Source organism: Caulobacter sp. GW821-FHT10F06, from assembly GCF_058809215.1.
This window is the reverse complement of sequence record NZ_JBXASK010000002.1, coordinates 516,085-536,100: the sequence shown is the minus strand read 5'-3', so window position 1 is coordinate 536,100 and position 20,016 is coordinate 516,085. Positions and strand designations below refer to the sequence as shown.

The window sequence follows — 20,016 nt, the reverse complement described above, 5'->3', positions numbered from 1 at the left end:
GGTCTCCTCCGCGCAAGATGGGCGCCGCTGGCGGGGGATCATCGAAAAAAGAGTGAAAACAGTCGCTCCGGCGCGCCGCCTCGCGTGACGGCGCGCGTTCTGGCAGGACCTAGTGCAACAACAGCGCCGCGATCAGCAGCACCGCGAAGAACCCTGTGAAATCGGTCAGGAAGGTCACGAAGATCGACGACGACACCGCCGGGTCGCGGCCCATCTTCTCCAGGGCCAAGGGCGCCAGGATGCCGCCGACGGCGGCGGTGAAGATGTTGGCCACCAGGGCCAGGCCGACGATGATGGCCAGCTTGTCGTGGTGGTCCTTCTCGCCGAAGAACATGTAGGTCGCCCCGCCCATCACCAGGGCCAGGCACAGGCCGTTGACCAGGCCCACCGACAGTTCGCGCAGCACGATCCGGCGGGCGTTGGCAGTGGTCAGTTCCTTGCTGGCCAGGGCGCGCACGGCCACGGCCAGGGTCTGGGTGCCCGCGTTGCCGCCCAGGGACGAGACGATTGGCATCAGGATGGCCAGGGCCACCAGCTGGGCGATCTCGGCCTGGAACACGGCCACGCCGCTGACCGCGACGGTGGCGGTGCAGAGGTTCAGCATCAGCCACGGCAGGCGCGACTTGACGATGTCGATCACGGTGGCGTCACGGCCGGCGTCGGACACGCCGGCCAGGGCCAGGATGTCTTCCTCGGCCTCGTTGCGGATGACCTCGACGATGTCGTCGACGGTGATCTGCCCCACAAGCCGGCCGCCGGCGTCCAGCACCGGCGCGCTGATCAGGTGGTACTTGTCGAAGATGTATGCGACCTCTTCCTGGTCCATGTCGACGGTGATCTCGGTCACCGCCTCCATCAGCTCGGCCAGCGGGGTCTCGCGGCGGCTGCGCAGCAGCAGGCTGATCGGGATGGCCCCGACCGGCTTGTAGGTGGGGTCGACCACATAGACTTCGAAGAACAGTTCGGGCAGCGAGTCGCCGGCCTCGCGGACGTGGTCGATGGTGTGTCCGGCGGTCCAGAACTCGGGCGCCGCCAGGAACTCGCGCTGCATCAGGCGGCCGGCGGTCTCGTCCTCGTAGGACAGGGTCGTCTCGATGGCGGCGCGGTCGGTCTCGCCCATGGCCGCCAGCACCTGATAGCGCTTGGTGTCGTCCAGGTCGTCGATGACGTCGGCGGCGTCGTCGGTGTCGAGCTCCTCAAGAGCGCGGGCCAGGGTCACCGAAGGCGTGGCCTCCAGGATCTCCTCGCGGAGATTCTCGTCCATCTCCGAGATGATCTCGCCCAGCGCCTCGGGATCGAGAAGCGGGATGACGTCCTCGCGATAGGCGGCCGACAGAAAGCCCATCAGGTCGGCGACGTCGGCGGGCTCCAGCGCGCAGACCAGCTCGCGCAGACGCTCGGTATTGCCGCTGTCGACGGCGTCGACCACCATCTCCACATATTCGGGATTGAGGGCGTAGTCGTCGCCCAGCGCGAGGTCTTCGAGATCCTCGGGCGTCGCGGCGGCGGGGAAAGGGATGTCGTCCAGCGCCTCGTCGGTCAGTTCGGCGATGTCCCGGGTCATGGGGGCCTCCTGAGCTCTAAGGGCGTGGCGTCGCGGGCGTGTTCCGTGCGGAGCCCGGACAGGCCAGGGCCAGAAACGATTAGAGCGCCCCCAGCGAGTCGGAAACCGATTTCGCCGGGCGCGCCCTACTCATGTTCACCTGGTGCGGTCGAGAAGACTCGAACTTCCACGGGTTGCCCCACAGCGACCTCAACGCTGCGCGTCTACCAATTCCGCCACGACCGCTCGTGGTGAGGGGCGGCAGGTAGCAAACTGAATCGGCTTTGGGAAGAGCGGAGTTACGATGTCGCGCCGGCCGCGTGTCCGGATCAGGGTTTGACGCGCGGGATCAGCGAAAAGCCGGCGCTGTCGTCGTGCGGGCTGTCGAGGAAGTCGATCTTCAGCATCAGGCCGCGCGGGACGAATCGCCCCTCGACCCTGGCGCGGGTTTCGCTCGCCGGGCGTCCATGGGCGTCGAGGTTGCGCTCGACATAGAGAAAGCTCAGGCGATCGCCCTCGATCGTGGCTGGGAAGCGGTGCGTGGCCAGACACGCGCCCTCGCAGAGCGTGAAGTCGACGCTGGGCGACGGGCCGTCATTGACCCGAAGGCGCACCCCGCCCTCGTCGCCGGTGACGGTGGAGATCTGGACGGAATCGTACGCGCCGCTACGCGATGGACGTTCTGCCGCGCTCGACGCGCCGACGATCAAGGCGCCCAGCAGCGCCATCGGCAGGAAGATGTTTCGCATCATCGTCTCCAGATCCTGGAGACGATCTTCGCGCGCTTTCAGTTCAACGCAACCGCGGGTTAGACGCCGCCAGCCATGTAGTCGTAGACGTCGGCGGCGCGGGTCACCTGGATGGCGATGCGGTCGTCGCTGATCTGGATTTCACCCCGGGCGATGGGGTGGTTGTTGGCCAGGATCCAGACCTCGTCATTGGTCTTGGCGTCCAGCGGGATCACCGCGCCGCGGCCCATGCGCAGCAGCTGCTGCATGGGTAGGATCGAGCGCCCCAAAAGAACGGAGATCTCGACATTGACGGCGTTGACCTGGCTCACGAACTAAGGCCCCTGAATCGACACTCGACCATTCTTGGTCGCGCCATCGAGATTGCAAGAATAGGGCCGTATGCTTGATCGCCCGTTAAGCCTTGAAAATAAAGGAAACCCGCTGCTGGGACGCGGCGACGACGCGCCCGTCGAGTGGGCAGTTTCGACCGGCTACGTCCCCTACCCGGCAGCAGTCGCCGCCATGGAGGCTCGCGCGGCCGCCATCGCCGACGGGACGGCGGGCGAGCTGGTGTGGCTGCTGGAGCACCCGCCGCTCTACACCGCCGGCGTCTCGGCCAAGGGGACCGACCTGATCGAGCCCGACCGCTTCCCGGTGTTCGAGAGCGGTCGCGGCGGGCAGTACACCTATCATGGCCCCGGCCAGCGGGTGGCCTATGTGATGTTGGACCTGACGAAGCGCGGCCGCGACGTGCGCGCCTTCGTCGCCGCCCTGGAAGGCTGGATCATCGAGGCCCTGGCCGCCTTCAACGTGGTCGGCGAAATGCGCGAGGGCCGGGTCGGCGTGTGGGTGGAACGCAAGGGCGCGGGCTGGTCGCGCGAGGACAAGATCGCCGCCATCGGCGTGAAACTGCGCAAGTGGGTCAGCTTCCACGGAATTAGCCTGAACGTGGAGCCCGATCTTGGCCACTTCTCGGGCATCGTGCCGTGCGGACAGACCGAGCACGGCGTCACCAGCCTGGTCGACCTGGGCCTGCCGGTGACGATGGACGAGGCCGACGAGGCCCTGCGGGCCAACTTCCAGCGGGTGTTCGGGCCGGTGACGGACGGCGAAGCGCCAGTCTAGATCGAGACCGCCTTCAGAGGGTTCGCCCCGTACCGGTTCGCGCCCTGCTCGCCCCCCATGACGCCCAGTTCGACGATCGCCCACAGGATGACGATCGAAAACACGAAGTCGAGGAAGTGCTCGGGTTGCGGCCACACCGCGACGATGGCGGCCAGGATCAGCATCGCCCACCAGCCCGACCGGCCGCGGTCGTGCAGGCGCTTGGACAGCACGCAGGCGCCCGAGAACAGCAGGGCCGGATAGACCAGCCAGCCGGTCAGCCAGTGCAGGGTGTAGCCGGCGATGGCCTCATAGATGACCGTGAAGCCGATCAGCACGGCGGCGGCGATCAGGAACGGCGTGCGCGACAACCGCCCATTGGACGAGAAGAACAGCTCCGCCCATTCACTCCGACCGTTCATGCCCGCCAGCTCCCGCGACTCTCACGCCAGAACCTAGGCGTGAGAACCCTTTAGCGAAAGTCGCAGGGAGAGCCCAGGCCGTCGGGAAACGATCTCAGGCAAACTCGACCAGCACCTCGTCGGCCGCGACGGGATCGCCGGCCTTGGCGTTGACGGCCTTGACGGCGCCGTCGCGCTCGGCGCGGATGATGTTCTGCATCTTCATGGCCTCGAGGACGCAGACGACCTCGCCCTCGCGGACGGTCTGGCCGACGGCGACGTCCATGGAGACCACCAGGCCCGGCATCGGCGAGAGCACCAGCTTGGAGGTGTCGGCGGCCTGCTTCTCGGGCAGCTTGTCGTGCAGTTCGGCCGAGCGCGGGGTCAGCACCAGCACCCGGGCCTTGGCGGCGCGGTGGCGGATGGTGAAGCCCTCGGCCGCCGGGGCGACCTGGACCGTGAAGGCCTGACCGTCCAGCGCGCCGCGGAAGGTCGCCAGGCCCGGCCGCCAGTCGATGGCCGACAGGGTCAGGGACCGGCCCTCGTCGAGCAGCTCGACCGACAGGCTGCGCTCGCCCGACAGTTTGACGCGGCGCTTGGCGTGGCCGACGGCGACCACCCATTCGTCGCGGACCTTGCCGGTCAGGCCGGCGGCGGCGTTGGAGCGGGCGCGGGCGGCGTAGACCCGCTGCATGGCCGCGCCGACGGCGGTCAGGATATCGATCTGCTGGGCCGTCGGCTCGGTCCCGCCGAAGCCGTCGGGGAACTCGTCCTTGATGTAGTTGGTCGACAGCTGGCCCGAGCGGAACCGCTCCTGGTCCATCACCGCGTTGAGGAACGGGATGTTCTGGCCCAGGCCCTCGATGTGGAAGTCCTCCAGCGCCCGGCCCATGCCGTCGACGGCGGCGATCCGCGTCGGGGCCCAGGAACAGAGCTTGGAGATCATCGGGTCGTAGTACATCGAGATCTCGTCGCCCTCGCGCACGCCCGCGTCGTTGCGGATCGTGTACTCGCCGTGGTCGCCCTCCTCGGGCGGCGCATAGCGGACCAGGCGGCCGATGCTGGGCAGGAACTTGCGGTAGGGGTCCTCGGCGTAGATGCGGCTCTCGATGGCCCAGCCGTTGATCTTCAGGTCGCCTTGGCCGAACGCCATGGTCTCGCCGGCGGCGCTGCGGATCATCTGCTCGACCAGATCCAGGCCCGTGATCAGCTCGGTGACCGGGTGCTCGACCTGCAGGCGGGTGTTCATCTCCAGGAAGAAGAAGCTCTTGTCCTGGCCCGCCACGAACTCGACCGTGCCGGCGCTGTCGTAGTTCACGGCCTTGGCCAGGGCCACGGCCTGGGCCCCCATGGCGGCCCGCGTCGCTTCGTCCAGCAGCGGGCTGGGGGCTTCCTCGATGACCTTCTGGTTGCGGCGCTGGATCGAGCATTCGCGCTCGAAGAGATGGACGACGTTGCCGTGCTTGTCGCCCAGCACCTGGATCTCGATGTGGCGCGGGCTGACGATGAACTTCTCGATGAAGATGCGGTCGTCGCCGAAGCTGGCCTTGGCCTCGGCGCGGACGGCCGGGAAGCCTTCCTCGACGTCCTGGCGGGTCCAGGCCACGCGGATGCCCTTGCCGCCGCCGCCGGCGCTGGCCTTGATCATCACCGGATAGCCGATCTCCTCGGCGATGCGGATGGCGTGGGCCGTGTCGTCGATCTCGCCGATGTGGCCGGGCACGCAGGACACCCCGGCGGCCTGGGCGAACTTCTTGCTCTCGATCTTGTCGCCCATGGCCGAGATGGCCCCGGGGTTGGGTCCGATGAACACGATCCCCTCGTCGGCGCAGCGCTGGGCGAAGCCGGCGTTCTCCGACAGGAAGCCAAAGCCCGGATGCACGGCTTCAGCCCGGGTCGACTTGCAGGCGGCGATGATCTTGTCGGCGACCAGGTAGCTCTGGTTGGCCGGCGACGGGCCGATATGCACCGCCTCGTCGGCCATCTCCACCGCCAGCGACCCGGCGTCGGCGTCCGAATAGACCACCACCGTCGCAATCCCCAACCGACGGCACGTCTTGATCACCCGCACCGCGATCTCGCCCCGGTTGGCGATCAGGATCTTGCTGAACATGCGGTCTTTCCCTGCGGGCTTATTGTCTCGTTGGTCATCGGTTATCAGGCCAGCGCCCGTTTGCAACCTTGCCCCTACGGCGCTACACCGGCGACAGGGCATGACACCGGTTACCCATAACAATGCCCCAAACCTCCTAGGGGAGAAGCGTTCGTGACCAAGGCGATGTTTCTGGGCTCTGCCTGTTTCCTGATCCTGGCGGGGGCGGCGAACGCCGCGACGCCCGCCACATCCCCGGCCGAACCGGCCCTGCTCTTCCATGTCTCCGGTGACAAGGGCCTCGTGGCCGACCTCGCCAAGGGCGACCCCACCCCCAATTTCGCCGACAAGGTCACCCCGATCGCCAACGGCGCGTTCGGCAAGGGCCTGCACGCCGAGGACGACGGCGTCGTCTCGTGGAACGCCCCCGGCAACATCCAGGCCCAGCGCGGCTCGCTCGCCTTCTTCTGGCGCTCAGGCTACCCGGTCGGCGTCGCGCCGTTCGTGATCTTCCGCGTCGGCTATGCCGACCACTCCAGCTGGGACATGGCGTTCCTGCGCATCGACTGGAACGGTCACGGCTTCGACGCCTTCGTCACCGACAACGGCCTGGCCCGCACCCGCGTGTCTTTCAAGCTGGACAAGAACCCCTCGCCCGACGCCTGGACCCACCTGGCCTTCACCTGGGACGAGAACACCGGCGTCCAGCTGTTCGTCGACGGCAAGCTGGCGGCCAAGAAGGAGACCAAGGCGGTCTATGACGCGGGTCTGGACCAGTTCGGCGTCGCCGCCCGCGTGGTCGCGCCGCACCAGGTGCAGAGCCGCTACAACTTCCTGCGCGGCGGCGATCTGGACGAGCTGAAGGTCTATGACCGCGCCCTCGACGCCACCGCCGTCGCTGCCCTGGCCAAGAACGCCCCGACCGAAACCGCCGCCCCCGTCGCCACCCTCGACGATCCGTCCACGCGCGCCGCCTGGCGCCTGCGCTACGGCTGGAACCGGAAGGACGACGCTCCGGCCTATCTCGACGCCCCCGCCACCACGATCCGCAAGGTCGAGTTCACCGACGCCAAGGACCTGAAGGAGTGGATGTGGCGGGCCAATGACGGCATCTCCGAAACCACCTGGCCCGGCGTCTACAACCGCTCGCGCCTGGAGGGCCGCAACGACTACTTCCAGCTTCCGGACTGGAACGTCTATGTCGAAGGCGGCAAGGCGTTAAAGCTCAGCCTGCCCGACGAGCCGATCAACCGCCTGGAGATCCAGGGCACGGCCTATGGCGACCTGACCTGGACCGGCGCCGACGGCAAGGCGACAAAGGTCGCCACTCGCGCCAAGGCGCAAGGCCGCACCTTCAACGCCTTGGCCCAGCCGCTGAAGGGCGGCGTGCTGACCTTCACCAACACCGACCAGGAAACCCCGATCCAGGAGCTCTGGGCCTATAACGTGACCGCCGGCGCCGAGCCGAAGGACGCGTTCAAGATGAGCTACACGGTGCGCGCCGACGCCGCGCCCGACTATCTGAACCTGGCCAGCCTCAACGCCTATATCGTCGGCCGTCATCCGGCCGGCGAGCGCGCCACAGTCGTGGCCCTGCCCGACGGCGCTCCGGTGCGCAAGCGCCCGGCTGGCGACCTTGAGGCCAGAGGCCTGCCGATCGTCCACGTGCTGATCCCGTCGGGCTTCGGCGACGCGCCGCCGGCCCAGGCCCTGGCCCGCAACTGGGCCTATGGCTGGGAGAACGCCCGCGACGGCCTGGACGGGATCGCCATCGACATCCCCGCCCTGCCGGCTTCGGGCGACGCCGCGCTGATCCCGCTGAACATCCAGGTCAAGGATCCGATCTGGCCGGGCCGCAACATGATCGACGTCAGCGTCTCGGTGAAGCCGGGCGAGGCCCGCACCGTGTGGCTGGACCTGCGCGACCGCATCCTGACCGCCGACAGCCTGTACCTGACCCTCGCCGCCGACAGCACCGCCTTCGGCCCCAAGGCGCTGGATGGAACCAAGATCCGCCTGGTGCTGAAGGACCGCGAGGCCGCCAAGGCCGAGCACGTCGCCGACCGCCTGAACCAGGTGAAGGACAACTGGGCCTTCCTGGTCGAGGAGCACACCACCTCCAAGCGCCAGGGCCTGTACCGCCGCCTCTACGCCGATATCTCCGACCTCTTGAAGGTGGACCCGGACAACCAGATCGGCCGCGAATACTGGGGAGACATCACCTACGGCAGCCAGGGCTGGCCGGCCTTCGACCAGCCCAAGCAGACCGGCGACACCCCGTTGTGGGCTTTCCGTCAGGTCGAGGACCTGAAGCTGGTCAGCAAGTTCATCAACTGGTGGATCGACGAGCGCCAGGTCGAATACGGCGACTTCGGCGGCGGCATTTCGGACGATAGCGACCTGCTGCAACAGTGGCCGGGCCTGGCCCTGATGGGCGTCGATCCCGACAAGGTGAAGGACTCGCTGAACCGCCTGACGGACGCCGCCTACAAGAACGGCATGTTCACCGACGGCCTGTCGACCATCGTCACCGATGAACTGCACGCCTACGAGGAAGGCATCAATTCGAATTCCGAAGCGATGTATCTCGATTACGGCGATCCGCTGGCGGTCGAGCGGCTGTTCACCACCGTGAAGGCCCTGCCCCGGATCATCGACAAGAACCCGGCCGGCCACGTACACTTCAACACCAACTGGTACAGCGGCAAGATCTCGTACCGTGAAGGCCCGTGGGAGTGGCAGAAGCCCTATTCGTTCGGCGTCGTGCACCCGGCGATCCTGATCGGTGACTACAACGGCGACCCGACCGCCAAGGCCACCGTGACCGGCGTGGCCGACGGCTATCTGGCGCACGTCGCCAAGGACGGCTCCTATCCCAACGAAATCAACTGGCGCACCGACGCCGAGCGCGGCGGAACGGTTCTGCAAGGTTCGGGTTCCGGCGGTCCGTTCCAAGTGTTCTGGTCGGCCTGGAAGCTGACCGGCGACGACAAGTACCTGAAGCCGATCCAGTGGCGGATTTCGAAGAACGGCATCAAGTCGCTGCAGGACATCAACGAAAACGCCCTGGCCGCGCTGAAGCTGGACGTCGGCAACAAGGACGCCATCCTGAAGATGGCCGACAAGGGCGGGGCGCTCGAGCGCTATGCGGCGTGGACCCTGACCGGCGACAAGAAGTACCTTGAGACCCTGTACGCCGACGAGATTCAGTGGGCGGCGCAGCACATGTACATGCACACCGAGGGCCATTGGTGGTCGGACCGTGTGGAGATCCCCAGCGACATCCTGCAACGCTCGCGCCTGGGCGGCATCGCCAACAAGCGCGCCCAGATGACGCCAGGCCATACGGTCAGCTGGCGCTTTGAGAACGGCGCCAAGGGCGAGGACGTCGCGCTGCTGGTCAAGGGCGCGGGCAAGGCCTTCAAGGTCGTGGCCTATAACCTGACCGACAAGCCGGTGGTCGCCACCATGACCGGCTGGGGCGTCGCGCCCGGCCAGTGGAGCCTGACCCAGGGCCTCGACGCCAACAACGACGACGCCATCGACGGCGCGGGCGAGACCCGCTCGGTCGCCTTCGAGCGCACCAGGTCGGTGACCCTGACCCTGGCCCCGCGCCAGACGACGGTGGTGGACATGGCCCTGACAACGCCGGGCGACGATCCGTCCAAGCGCGCCGACCTGGGCGTGGGCCGCGGCGACGTCACGGTGAAAGGCTCGGCGGTCACCGCCAAGGTCCACAGCCTGGGCGCTCAGGACGCAACGGCTTCCAAGCTGGAACTGGTCGATACGGCAGGCAAGGTGCTGGCGTCCGCGCCCGTGCCGGCGCTCAAGGCCCCGACCGACCTGCTGCCCAAGGTCGCCAGCGTGAAGCTGAAAATCCCGGGCGGCGTGAAGGCGGCCGGCCTGCGGGTGCGGATCGTCACTGCTCAGCCGCAGAACACCGCCCTCAATGACGAGGTCGTGCTGCCATGATCAGCCTCAAGGACACCATCGCGATGAAGACGACCTCCGCCGTGATCCTCGCGGTCCTGGCCATGGCCGCCGCCCCGGCCTTCGCCCAGACCACGCCGCCGCCGGCGCCGCCGGCCGCCCCCTACTCCAGCCATATCGTCACCCTGGCAGAGGCCAAGACGGTCGCCGCGGCCGCCGAGGCCGAGGCGCGCAAGAACGGCTGGACCATGGTGATCACCGTGGTCGAGCCCAACACCGCCCTGGTGCTGGCCGAGAAGATGGACGGCACGCAGTACGGCTCCAACGACGTGGCGCGGAAGAAGGCCGAGACCTCGGCCAATTTCCGCCGTCCCAGCTCCTATTTCCAGGAAGCGGTTAAGAGCGGCACGCTGAACTCGATCTTCACCGGCGCCATGGCGCTGGAGGGCGGTGAGCTGCTGCTGGTCGACGGCAAGATCATCGGCGCGATCGGCGTCTCGGGCGGTTCGGCCGCCCAGGACGGGATCGTGGCGCGGGCCGGCGCGGCGGCGTTGAAGTAGTCCTTGAAGCTTGTCATCCCGGCCGCAGCGAAGCGGAGAGCCGGGACCCAGGGCGACCGCAGTGCGCCGGCCCCTGGGTCCCGGACAGCCTCTGCGAGGCTTCCGGGATGACAAGTTTTGTTGAAGCTTAGGTAGCCGAGAACTCCCTGGCGAACATCGCCTCGTAGCCGGCCAGCATCTCTTCCGCCTCTGGGGCGATCAGCCGTCCGATCGCGGCCGCGAAGCTGATCGGGGCCGTGCCCGGCGCGCTGACGATCTTGCCGGCCGTCACCGCCTTGGGCGTGTCGACATAGCCGTCCGCGCCCGCGTAGCCCGCCTCCTGCTCCAGCAGCCAGTCCTTACCGTTCGAGGTATGGGCGCGACCGTCGAACAGCCTCGCCCGCGCCGCCGCCACCGTGCCGGCGCAGATCGCGCCGACGATCTTGCCGTCGGCAACCGCTTGGCGCAGCAGGCCGAACACCGCCTCGTCCTTGAACTCGACCCAGGCGTCGGACCCGATCAGCAGGAAGACGTCGGCGTCCGACAGCACCGGATCGCCGAACTTGTAGTCGGCAGCCGCCAGCACGCCGCCGATCGAGGTCTGCGGCTCGCCGTCCGGCGTGGCGATCTCGATCTGGACGCCCAGGTGCTCGCGTAGCAGGGCCAGGACAGAGCCGGCCTCCCAGTCGGCCCAGCCCGGCTGGAAGAAGGCGACGGCGACGGTCATGGGAGGCTCCCTGAGGGACGAAGGTTTTGCGACTCTAAGCGTCCGGTCTACCGGATTGGCTCCGGCCATCCTACATTGTCGTCCATGACCGATATCGCCACCCGCTCGACCACCGGTTTCGACCTCACCGCGCCCAACGAGGCCGAACGCGAACGCCTGGAGGCCGACCTGACGGCCGAAGAAGCCCGCGTCCTTCTGCATCACGGCACCGAGGCCCCGTTCTGCGGCGGCCTGCTGGGCGAGAAGAACCCCGGCGTCTATTGCTGCCGGCTGTGCGGCCTGCCGCTGTTTCGCCATCAGACCAAGTTCGAGAGCGGCACGGGTTGGCCCAGCTTCTACGCCCCGTTCGACGAGAGCCACGTCAAGGCGATCAAGGACACCTCGTACGGCATGGTCCGTATCGAGACCCGCTGCGGTCGCTGCGACAGCCACCAGGGCCACGTCTTCCCCGACGGCCCGGCCCCGACGCGCCTGCGCTACTGCATCAATTCTGTGTCGCTGCAGTTCGTGAAGGCCGGGGAGCCCCTGCCCGATCCGCTGCACCGTGGCGATCCGACCATCGAGTGATCGGCGGCTTCAGCTTCTCTATATTCCTACTAAGTTGATCTGATTTGAACGGATCGCTCGGAGCGGGTTTTGGTCGCCCTACGGCCGATCCCTCCGAGTCTTTCGCCATGATCCGTTCAGAGCCTTTCCCCGAACCGTCCCGATCGGCCGGCCGCGACGCCGACGGCCCGCCGATCCTGATCGTGCCGGGCCTGTACAATTCCGAACCGGATCACTGGCAGAGCCATTGGGAGCGCGCGATCCCGACCGCGGAACGGGTGGACCAGACCGACTGGGAGCGCCCGGCGCTCGGCGACTGGACCATCAGCCTGGCCGAGGCGGTGCGTCGGCGGCCGGGCGCGATCCTGGTGGCCCATAGTCTCGGCTGCGCCCTGGTCGCGCACCTGACCCAGATCACCGGCGGGCGCGGCATCGGCGGGGCCCTGATGGTCGCGCCGGCCGACGTCAATCGCGAGGGTCCGGCGGGTCGCCTGTTGACCGGCTTTTCGCCGATCCCGCGCCTGCGCCTGCCCTATCCCAGCCTGGTCGTGGCCAGCCGCGACGACCCCTATGTCGCGATCGAGCGGGCCGAGGCCTTCGCGCGGGGATGGGGGTCGAAGTTCGTGGACCTGGGCCGCGCCGGCCACATCAACGTGGCGTCCGGCCATGGTCAGTGGGTCAAGGGCCGCGCCCTGCTGGCCGACCTGATCCGCGATGTGGAAGCCGCCCGCGCTCCGGCGGAACGCGAGCGGCCTCAGTTCTAGTCGGCCTTAGAAGTCCGCTGACAGCGTGAACTGGATCGTGCGGTGCGAGCCCGGACGGAAGGTGGCGGCGGTGTTCACCGTCGTCCCGATCGTGCCCAGGTAGTCGGTGTCGAAGATGTTATCGACATTGACCCGCGCCTTGATCTGCTCGAACGGCCCGGCGGCGAAGCCGTCGCCCATGTCGACATAGGCGTTCCAGATCATGTAGCCGCCGGCCTTCTCCGTATTGACGAAGTTGGTGAAGCGGTCGTCGATCAGGCGGCCCGACAGGTTGAAGACCAAGCCGTCGGTCGGCTCGACCGTGACGCCGCCCTGGAAGATCCATTCGGGGAAGTCGGGCACCACCTTGCCCTTGATCGCCAGCACGATCGGAGCCGCCGTGGCGCTGGCGCGATAGGCGGCGATGTCGTCCTGGAATTCCGACTTGTTGTACGACAGGTTGGTGTTGAAATAGATCTTGCCGCCCAGCAGCTCGGGCTTCCACTGGCCGCTGAACTCGGCCCCGGACGCCTTCACCGCCCCCACGTTCTGGAAGAAGCTTTCCACCGTCGTGCTGCCCGGCACGATGGTGTTGAATTGCTGCAGGCGGTTCTTGAACTCGGTCTTGTAGACGACGAACGAGGCGTTGAAGGTCGGGCGGTTGGTGCGGTAGCCCAGTTCGAGATTGGTCGAGGTCTCGGCCTTAGGCGGCGCCACGGTGGGGCTGGCGGCTGACAGCACGTCGTCCGCGCCGCGCGGCAGGGCCATGTTTTCCGAATAGGATGCGAAGATCTGGTCGCGCGCGCCCAGCGAATAGACCAGTCCCACCTGCGGCAGGAAGCTGTCGGACCAGTTGATCTTGATCGTCGGCTGGCGGCTGGCGATGTAATCGGCCGGATTGCGATAGCCGCTGATCTCGTAGTCGACGTCCAGCGTCTTGAAGCCCAGTTCGAGCTTCAGGTTGTCGTCCAGCAGCTTCAGCGTGTCCTTCAGGAAGAACTGCGTCGTCTGGCGGGTCGAGGTGTAGTTGCGCTGCAGGTGGACGGGCTCGTTCAGCAGCGGAGTACCGTCCGGATTGCCGTTCTCGACGTTATAGCGGGCCTGGGTGCGGTGATAGTCGTCGTCCTCCAGCCAGACGCCGGCCTCGACCGTGTTGAAGCCGATGAACCACTCGCCCTTGGCGGTGATCCCCTTGCGCTTGCCGTCGACGCCCGACAGGCCGTACTGCAGGCCCTTGGGCGCCGTCAGCCCGGCCACGATCAGGCGCTCGGCGTTATAGCTGGCCAGCGAGGTGGCGTAGGCCTCGGGCGAGACGCCATAGCCGCCCTTGTCTTCGTAATAGGCCGTGGACGAGACATTGATGTTCTCGCCGATCGCGGTCTTGAAGGTCAGGCCGTAGAGGTGGTCCTTCCGCTTGTTGACCGCAAACTTGTAGTACTGGTTGTAGTTGGCGTTGGAGTACGGAACGCCTGCGACGGCCTGCGGAAGCGAGGTCGCCGTCGCCGCAGAGCCCACCGCGCCGGGAACCGGCACGTAACCCAGATAGGCGAAGTCGCGGCCCGAGCGGCCGAAGATGTCGCCAGCCGAGCCGTTGTACTGGGCCTTGGTGATCGACGGGCTGTCATAGTCGAAATAGTCGTTGTGCACGGTCTGGAAGGTCAGGCTGGACGCCGGTCCGATGTCCCAGCGCAACTTGCCCTCATAGTGCTTGCGATCGATCGTGCCCGGGCCGCGCCACAGGTCGCCCTTGATCCAAGAGCCGCTGACATAGCCCGAGAACGGACCGACCTTGCCGCTCTCCAGCCGCAGGAAGGTGCGCTTGAGCTCATCGCTGCCGCGCGTGTAGCTGGCCGATCCGCCGGCGGTCTGGCTGGGGGCCTGGGTGAAGTAGTCGACGATCGGGCCCAGCGACGCATAGCTGGGCAGGGCCACGTCGCCGGCGCCGGCCGAGGCCGTGACGCGCAGCAGGTTTTCGTTGTCGACATAGCGATAGATCGGGCTGCCGCCGAACTGGTCGCTGCGGCCCATAGGAATGTCGTCGAGCAGGAAGCCGATCTGCTGGAAGTTGAAGGCCCGCACCGAGACCGAGTTGCCGAACTCGTACATGCCCAGAGCGTCGTTGGCCTGGACGTTGAAGCCCGGCAGGCTCTCCAGCATCTTCAGGCCGGTGACGCCGGCGGGGGCCGACAGCAGCGCCTCGCGGGTGATCGACACCGTCGCTGTGGCCTGGTCGGTGCCGATGGCGACGCTGGCCTCCGACACCCGCTTGCCGGTGACGACCACCAGGTCGACTTCATTGGCCGGCGCGGCCTGACGGGCCAGGGCGGGCGTGGCCGCGGCCAGGATTGTCGCCGACAGGAGCGCCCGCCTGAGGCCGCGCGACAGGGTCTTCGGATCGATCTTCATGACTATCCCCTCTTGGTCTCGCTCCGACGGGGAGGTCGGGCGAGATCCGTTTGTCCTATGACTGACGATGGATGAGACGCCGATTTCCGGCGGTGGGCCGCCTCGGAAAGACCTGGAGGAAGGCCATGGGCGGTCGACTGCCCGGCATGAGACCGATCAGTCGCATGAACGCCCCAATATTAGGCGACGTCACTGTTCTCGCCCCGCCCTGCCCGCCGGTTCGGCCCCGGACCTTTAGAGCGCGACCTCGCGCGCCAAGCCAATTGGAAGGCCTGAAGGCGCCGATGAGCGATCCTTGACGATGGGCGCGCCCGCTAGCGCGCCTCGGCCAGGTCCTCGCGGGCCGCCCGAAACGCGCGCGGCGAGCGGCCCTCGGCCTTGGCGAAGAAGCGCGAGAAATAGGCTGGATCCTCGAAGCCGAGGTGATAGGCGACCTCGGCGACGGTCATGTTCGAATAGATCAGGGCCCGCTTGGCCTCGAGCAACATGCGGTCGTGAACCAGGCGCAGCGGCGGCGCGGCGGCGACCTTCAGGCAGGCGCCGCGCAGACGGGTCACGGTGACGCCCAAGCGGTCGGCATAGTCCTCCAGCGACAGACCGGCGCGGAAATGGGCTTCGACCAGCTCCCGAAAGCGGGCCACCAGAGTGGCCTGGGCGCCCTGCACGGCGGGGCTGGCGGCGCGGGCCTGGACCAACAGACGCAGGCTCTCGACCAGGATCGACAGCAGGTGCGCCTCGACGGCGGCGGCGTGGCCTGGCGCGGTCCAGACCAGCTCGCGCGACAGGCCCGCCAGAGCGGCCTCGACCCGCGAATCGACGCCCAGCGGCAACTGGCACGGCGCGCGGAAGAGGCCCGCGAAGGCCGGCTCGCGCCCGGTCAGGTCGCGCAGATAGCTGTCGGCGATGGTCAGCACCGAACCGGAGGTGTCGGCCTCATAGACGAAGCCGTGCACCGCGCCCGCCGGCACCAGCAAGAGGCACGGCGCGGCAAAGGCGATGGTCTGGGCCTCGACATGCATCACCCCCGCGCCGGCGGTGATGTGAAAGACGTGGTTGAGGTCGGCGTGGGCGTGGGCGCGGATGTTCCAGTCGTTGGGGCGCGAGCGATCGTCCAAGTCCTCCAGATGCAGGAACTTGCCTTCGACCGTCTTCAGCGGCTCCCCGAACAGGAAAAAGCTCGGAATGACAGCTTTTTGACCCAAATACAGATCTCCAGACCGGACATTCCGGCCGAGAGAAAAGTCCAACTTTTGTGATGCTCTGTCCATCCCAATCAACGGCGGACAGGATCAGTCTGGCCTCAAGTCGCGACAGGCGACGCAGGGCGGAGGCCTTCATTTGCGCACCCAGGTCGCCATCATCGGCGCGGGCCCGGCCGGCCTTTTCCTCGGCCACCTTCTCAAACGCGCTGGCGTCGACGCCGTCATCCTGGAGCGCAGGGACCGCGCCTATGTCGAGGGCCGCGTGCGCGCCGGCGTGCTGGAGCAGGTCACGGTCGACCTGATGGAAAGCCTGGGCCTGGGCGAACGAATGCGTCGCGAGGGCCTGGTGCACGGCGGCACCAACCTGGCCAGCGACGGCGAGGTGTTCCGCATCGACATGGCCGACCTGACCGGCGGTTCGACCGTCATGGTCTACGGCCAGCAGGAGGTGATGAAGGACCTGTTCGACGCCGCCGAACTGCGCGGCGTGCAGATCATCTTCGACGCCGAGGACGTCGCCCTGCACGACATCGCCGGCGACAGACCCAGCGTGACCTGGCGCCAGTACGGCGTCGAGCGGCGACTGGACTGCGACTTCGTGGTGGGCTGCGACGGCTATCACGGCGTCAGTCGCGCCTCGATCCCCGCCGACGTGCTCAAGACCTTCGAGCGGGTCTATCCGTTCGGCTGGCTGGGCATCCTGGCCGAGGTGCCGCCCTGCGACCACGAACTGATCTACGCCAACCACGAGCGCGGCTTCGCCCTGGCCTCGATGCGCTCGCCGACCCGCAGCCGCTACTACATCCAGTGCGGCCTGGACGAGAAGATCGAGGACTGGAGCGACGCGCGGTTCTGGGACGAGCTGTGCCTGCGCCTGGGTCCCGAAGCCGCCGCCAAGGTGACGCGTGGTCCGTCGTTCGAGAAGTCGATCGCCCCCCTCCGCAGCTTCGTCACCGAGCCCATGCGCCATGGCCGCCTGTTCCTGGCCGGCGACGCCGCCCACATCGTACCGCCCACCGGAGCCAAGGGCATGAACCTGGCGGTCTCAGACGTGGTCATGTTGTCCGAAGCCCTGATCGAGCACTATCAGGAAGGCTCGGACGCCGGGATCGACGGCTATTCGGCCCGCGCGCTGGCCCGGGTGTGGAAGGCCGAGCGTTTCTCGTGGTGGTTCACCAGCCTGACCCACCGCTTTCCCGACCGCGACGGTTTCGATCGCAAGATGCAGGTGGCCGAACTGGCCTACATCAAGGGCTCGCGCGCCGCCCAGGTGACGCTGGCCGAAAACTATGTCGGCCTTCCGCTCGTCTAAGGAGGCCCTGGAGTTAGACATGAAGAGCAAGATCTATCCGAGCGCCGCAGCGGCGCTGGAGGGCGTCGTCTTCGACGGCATGACCCTGATGTCCGGCGGCTTTGGCCTGTCGGGCAATCCCGAGACCCTAATCCCCGCCCTCAAGGACACGGGCGTCAAGGGCCTGACCGTGATCAGCAACAACTGCGGGGCCGACGGCTTTGGGCTTTGGATGCTGCTCAACAACGGCCAGATCAAGAAGATGATCTCCAGCTATGTCGGCGAGAACAAGCTGTTCGAGCAGCTCTATCTGTCGGGCCAGCTGGAGCTGGAGCTGAACCCGCAGGGCACCCTGGCCGAGCGCATCCGCGCCGGCGGCGCGGGCATCCCGGCCTTCTACACCAAGACCGGCGTGGGCACCGTGGTGGCCGAGGGCAAGCCGGTCGAGGCCTTCGAGGGCGAAGACTATGTGCGCGAGACCTGGCTGCGCGCCGACGTCGCCATTGTCAAAGCCTGGAAGGCCGATCCCGAGGGCAACCTGATGTTCCGGATGACCGCCCGCAACTTCAACCCGGTGATGGCCACGGCCGGCAAGCTCACCATTGTGGAAGTCGAGGAGATCGTTGAGGCCGGAGAACTGGACGCCAACAGCATCCACACGCCCGGCATCTACGTGGATCGCATCATCCTCTCGACGATCAACGAGAAGCGCATCGAGAAGCTCACGACCCGTCCGAGGGAGACTGTCTGATGGCCTGGACCCGCGACGAGATGGCGGCGCGCGCCGCCCGTGAGCTGCAGGACGGCTTCTACGTGAACCTGGGCATCGGCATCCCGACCCTGGTGGCCAACCACATTCCCGACGGGGTCCACGTCACCCTGCAGTCGGAGAACGGCATGCTGGGCATGGGCCCCTTTCCCTATGAGGGCGAGGCCGATCCGGACCTGATCAACGCCGGCAAGCAGACCATCACCAAACTGGCGACCTCCAGTTTCTTCGACAGCGCCCAGAGCTTCGCGATGATCCGCGGCGGCCACGTCGACCTAACGGTACTGGGCGCGATGGAAGTGGCCCAGAACGGCGACATCGCCAACTGGACCATCCCCGGCAAGATGGTGAAGGGCATGGGCGGAGCCATGGACCTCGTGGCCGGCGTCAAGCGCGTGATCGTGGTCATGGACCACGCCAACAAGGCCGGCGAGAGCAAGGTCCTCAAGCGCTGCGCCCTGCCCCTGACCGGCGCGCGCTGCGTCGACATGGTGATCACCGACCTCTGCGTCTTTGACCTGGACCGGAAGGAGGGCGGCTTGACCTTGATCGAACTGGCGCCGGGCGTGACGTTGGACGAGGTGAAGGCCAAGACCGAGGCCGACTTCGACGCCGGAGCGTTCGCATGACCGGCTACACTCGCGAGGACGCGGGCCAGCCGCCGTCGCTCTATCCGGCCTACGGCTCGACCGTGCCGCGCTCGCCGCGTCAGCCGCTGGTCAAGATCCCGCACACGATCACCGAGACCACCGGTCCTGTGAACGCCTGGGACCGGCTGATGGGCGGCGCGCTGGCCGACCTGACGACCCAGCATGGCGCCATGCCTCAGGGCCAACGGATCGTCGTCTCGGGCCGTGTGCTCGACGAGGACGGCCGCCCCGTGCCCAACACGGTGATGGAGATCTGGCAGGCCAACGCCGCCGGCCGCTACATCCACCAGAAGGACCAGTGGGACGCCCCGCACGATCCCAACTTCACCGGCGCGGGCCGGGTGATCACCGACGCCGAGGGCCGCTACCAGTTCGTCAGCATCCGTCCCGGGGCCTATCCGTGGGGCAACCACCACAACGCCTGGCGGCCGGCCCACATCCACCTGTCGCTGTTGGGTCCGGCCTTCGCCACGCGGCTGGTCACCCAGATGTACTTCCCCGACGACCCGCTGATCGAGATCGACCCGATCGCCAACGCCGTGCCCCTGCCCTTCCGCCAACGGATGGTCTCGCGGTTCGACATCGAGACCACCCGGCCCAACTGGGCCCTGGGCTATCTGTTCGACGTGGTGCTGCGCGGCCGCGACGCGACCCCGTTCGAGGATGATCATGACCACTAAGCAGATCAATCCCGCCCCGCGTCAGGACAACCAGGACCCTGGCCTGTTCGGCCAGACGCCTTCGCAGACCGTCGGCCCGTTCTTCCATTACGGCCTGCCCTGGAAGGGCTGCGCCGACCTGGTGGGCGACAGCGACATCGGCGCGCGGACGGAGCTTTTTCCCGACGCCAACTACGTGCTGAACACGCCGTCCTCGAAGGGCGAGGTCTCGGGCGAGATCATCACCGTGGAAGGCCTGGTGACGGACGGCGCCGGCCAGCCCGTACCGGACGCCATGATCGAGATCTGGCAGGCCGACGCGACCGGCCGCTACGCCGACGGCTCCAGTAACACCGGCTTCATCGGCTTTGGACGCTCGTCCACCAGCGAGGACGGGATCTACCGCTTCCGCACCGTTCGCCCGGGCCGGGTGGATGACGAGCAGGCGCCGCACATCGCGGTCGGCGTGTTCGGGCGCGGACTGATCAAGCGCCTGGCCACCCGGGCCTATTTCGATGACGAAGCCGCGAACGCCGGCGACCCGATCCTGGCCCTGGTTCCCGCCGAGCGGCGCGAAACCCTGATAGCCAAGCCGGTCGGCGAGGTCTGGCGCTTCGACATCGTCTTGCAAGGCGAGCGCGAAACCGTCTTCTTCGACATCTGACGCTCGAATGGAGTCGGCC

The 20,016-nt window shown here is 67.3% G+C and carries 17 protein-coding genes, 1 tRNA gene and 2 pseudogenes; 11 read left to right on the top strand and 9 right to left on the bottom strand.

The window, feature by feature from the left end:
• Positions 1-109 precede the first annotated feature (109 nt).
• The 4 genes from mgtE to AC1RUS_RS05760 all read right to left on the bottom strand — a co-directional run bounded on the left by mgtE (position 110) and on the right by AC1RUS_RS05760 (position 2,603).
• Entirely contained in the window at positions 110-1,564 is a 1,455-nt protein-coding gene (mgtE, locus tag AC1RUS_RS05775) for a magnesium transporter (protein ID WP_492913917.1), read from the bottom strand.
• A 140-nt stretch (positions 1,565-1,704) separates the two neighbouring features.
• Positions 1,705-1,789, bottom strand: a tRNA-Leu gene (locus AC1RUS_RS05770).
• A gap of 83 nt (positions 1,790-1,872) precedes the next feature.
• Positions 1,873-2,292, bottom strand: coding sequence for a hypothetical protein (locus AC1RUS_RS05765; RefSeq protein ID WP_492913915.1), 420 nt, complete (start codon positions 2,290-2,292; stop codon positions 1,873-1,875).
• Positions 2,293-2,351: 59 nt separating this feature from the next.
• Complete coding sequence (locus AC1RUS_RS05760; protein WP_007670373.1) at positions 2,352-2,603, bottom strand: FliM/FliN family flagellar motor switch protein; 252 nt, start codon at positions 2,601-2,603, stop codon at positions 2,352-2,354.
• Between the two features lie 70 nt (positions 2,604-2,673).
• Here AC1RUS_RS05760 and lipB point away from each other — a divergent pair, with 70 nt between their 5' ends.
• On the top strand, positions 2,674-3,399 hold the full coding sequence (gene lipB, locus AC1RUS_RS05755; protein WP_492913912.1) for a lipoyl(octanoyl) transferase LipB: 726 nt from the start codon (positions 2,674-2,676) through the stop codon (positions 3,397-3,399).
• Here lipB and AC1RUS_RS05750 read toward each other — a convergent pair.
• Both AC1RUS_RS05750 and AC1RUS_RS05745 read right to left on the bottom strand, forming a co-directional pair.
• Entirely contained in the window at positions 3,396-3,800 is a 405-nt protein-coding gene (locus AC1RUS_RS05750) for a DUF805 domain-containing protein (RefSeq protein ID WP_492913910.1), read from the bottom strand. The two genes, lipB and AC1RUS_RS05750, sit on opposite strands and share 4 nt — an antisense overlap.
• A 94-nt stretch (positions 3,801-3,894) precedes the next feature.
• On the bottom strand, positions 3,895-5,892 hold the full coding sequence (locus AC1RUS_RS05745) for an acetyl-CoA carboxylase biotin carboxylase subunit (protein ID WP_492913908.1): 1,998 nt from the start codon (positions 5,890-5,892) through the stop codon (positions 3,895-3,897).
• Between AC1RUS_RS05745 and AC1RUS_RS05740 the strand changes: the two are divergent.
• From AC1RUS_RS05740 to AC1RUS_RS05730, 3 genes and pseudogenes are all read left to right on the top strand, one after another.
• Positions 5,891-9,843: pseudogene (locus AC1RUS_RS05740) on the top strand (LamG-like jellyroll fold domain-containing protein). The gene AC1RUS_RS05745 and the pseudogene AC1RUS_RS05740 sit on opposite strands and share 2 nt — an antisense overlap.
• 23 nt (positions 9,844-9,866) lie before the next feature.
• A complete protein-coding gene (locus AC1RUS_RS05735) occupies positions 9,867-10,361 on the top strand; it encodes a GlcG/HbpS family heme-binding protein (RefSeq protein WP_492914155.1) in 495 nt (164 codons plus the stop codon).
• A gap of 8 nt (positions 10,362-10,369) precedes the next feature.
• A pseudogene (locus AC1RUS_RS05730) lies at positions 10,370-10,485 on the top strand (hypothetical protein); the annotation flags it as partial.
• Positions 10,486-10,488: 3 nt separating this feature from the next.
• On the opposite strand, the gene AC1RUS_RS05725 reads toward AC1RUS_RS05730, so the two are convergent.
• Positions 10,489-11,067 carry a DJ-1/PfpI family protein gene (locus AC1RUS_RS05725; protein WP_492913906.1) on the bottom strand — a complete coding sequence of 193 codons (579 nt, stop codon included), beginning with the start codon at positions 11,065-11,067 and terminating at the stop codon, positions 10,489-10,491.
• A gap of 84 nt (positions 11,068-11,151) precedes the next feature.
• Here AC1RUS_RS05725 and msrB point away from each other — a divergent pair, with 84 nt between their 5' ends.
• A complete protein-coding gene (gene msrB / locus AC1RUS_RS05720; RefSeq protein ID WP_492913904.1) occupies positions 11,152-11,634 on the top strand; it encodes a peptide-methionine (R)-S-oxide reductase MsrB in 483 nt (160 codons plus the stop codon).
• Between the two features lie 107 nt (positions 11,635-11,741).
• Positions 11,742-12,377 (top strand): alpha/beta hydrolase, encoded by a 636-nt coding sequence (locus AC1RUS_RS05715; protein WP_492913902.1) that lies wholly within the window; start codon positions 11,742-11,744, stop codon positions 12,375-12,377.
• A 6-nt stretch (positions 12,378-12,383) separates the two neighbouring features.
• Here the strand turns inward: AC1RUS_RS05715 and AC1RUS_RS05710 are convergent, their stop codons facing one another.
• Positions 12,384-14,762, bottom strand: a complete 2,379-nt coding sequence (locus AC1RUS_RS05710; protein ID WP_492913901.1) for a TonB-dependent receptor — start codon at positions 14,760-14,762, stop codon at positions 12,384-12,386.
• A gap of 314 nt (positions 14,763-15,076) precedes the next feature.
• Positions 15,077-15,964 (bottom strand): helix-turn-helix domain-containing protein, encoded by an 888-nt coding sequence (locus AC1RUS_RS05705; RefSeq protein WP_492913899.1) that lies wholly within the window; start codon positions 15,962-15,964, stop codon positions 15,077-15,079.
• A gap of 136 nt (positions 15,965-16,100) precedes the next feature.
• Between AC1RUS_RS05705 and pobA the strand changes: the two genes are divergently transcribed.
• The 5 genes from pobA to pcaG are packed head-to-tail and all read left to right on the top strand — an operon-like array spanning position 16,101 to position 19,997.
• Positions 16,101-17,276: a 4-hydroxybenzoate 3-monooxygenase gene (gene pobA / locus AC1RUS_RS05700; protein ID WP_492913897.1), complete on the top strand. Its 1,176-nt coding sequence runs from the start codon at positions 16,101-16,103 to the stop codon at positions 17,274-17,276.
• 7 nt (positions 17,277-17,283) lie between these two features.
• Positions 17,284-18,006, top strand: coding sequence for a CoA transferase subunit A (locus tag AC1RUS_RS05695; RefSeq protein WP_492914153.1), 723 nt, complete (start codon positions 17,284-17,286; stop codon positions 18,004-18,006).
• Positions 18,006-18,653, top strand: coding sequence for a CoA transferase subunit B (locus AC1RUS_RS05690; RefSeq protein WP_492913895.1), 648 nt, complete (start codon positions 18,006-18,008; stop codon positions 18,651-18,653). The genes AC1RUS_RS05695 and AC1RUS_RS05690 overlap by 1 nt, the downstream gene beginning before the upstream one ends.
• The gene (gene pcaH, locus AC1RUS_RS05685; protein WP_492913893.1) at positions 18,650-19,354 is read left to right on the top strand and encodes a protocatechuate 3,4-dioxygenase subunit beta; all 705 of its coding nucleotides are present in this window, start codon (positions 18,650-18,652) and stop codon (positions 19,352-19,354) included. The genes AC1RUS_RS05690 and pcaH overlap by 4 nt, the downstream gene beginning before the upstream one ends.
• Complete coding sequence (pcaG, locus tag AC1RUS_RS05680; protein ID WP_492913891.1) at positions 19,344-19,997, top strand: protocatechuate 3,4-dioxygenase subunit alpha; 654 nt, start codon at positions 19,344-19,346, stop codon at positions 19,995-19,997. The genes pcaH and pcaG overlap by 11 nt, the downstream gene beginning before the upstream one ends.
• The last annotated feature ends 19 nt before the right edge of the window (positions 19,998-20,016 follow it).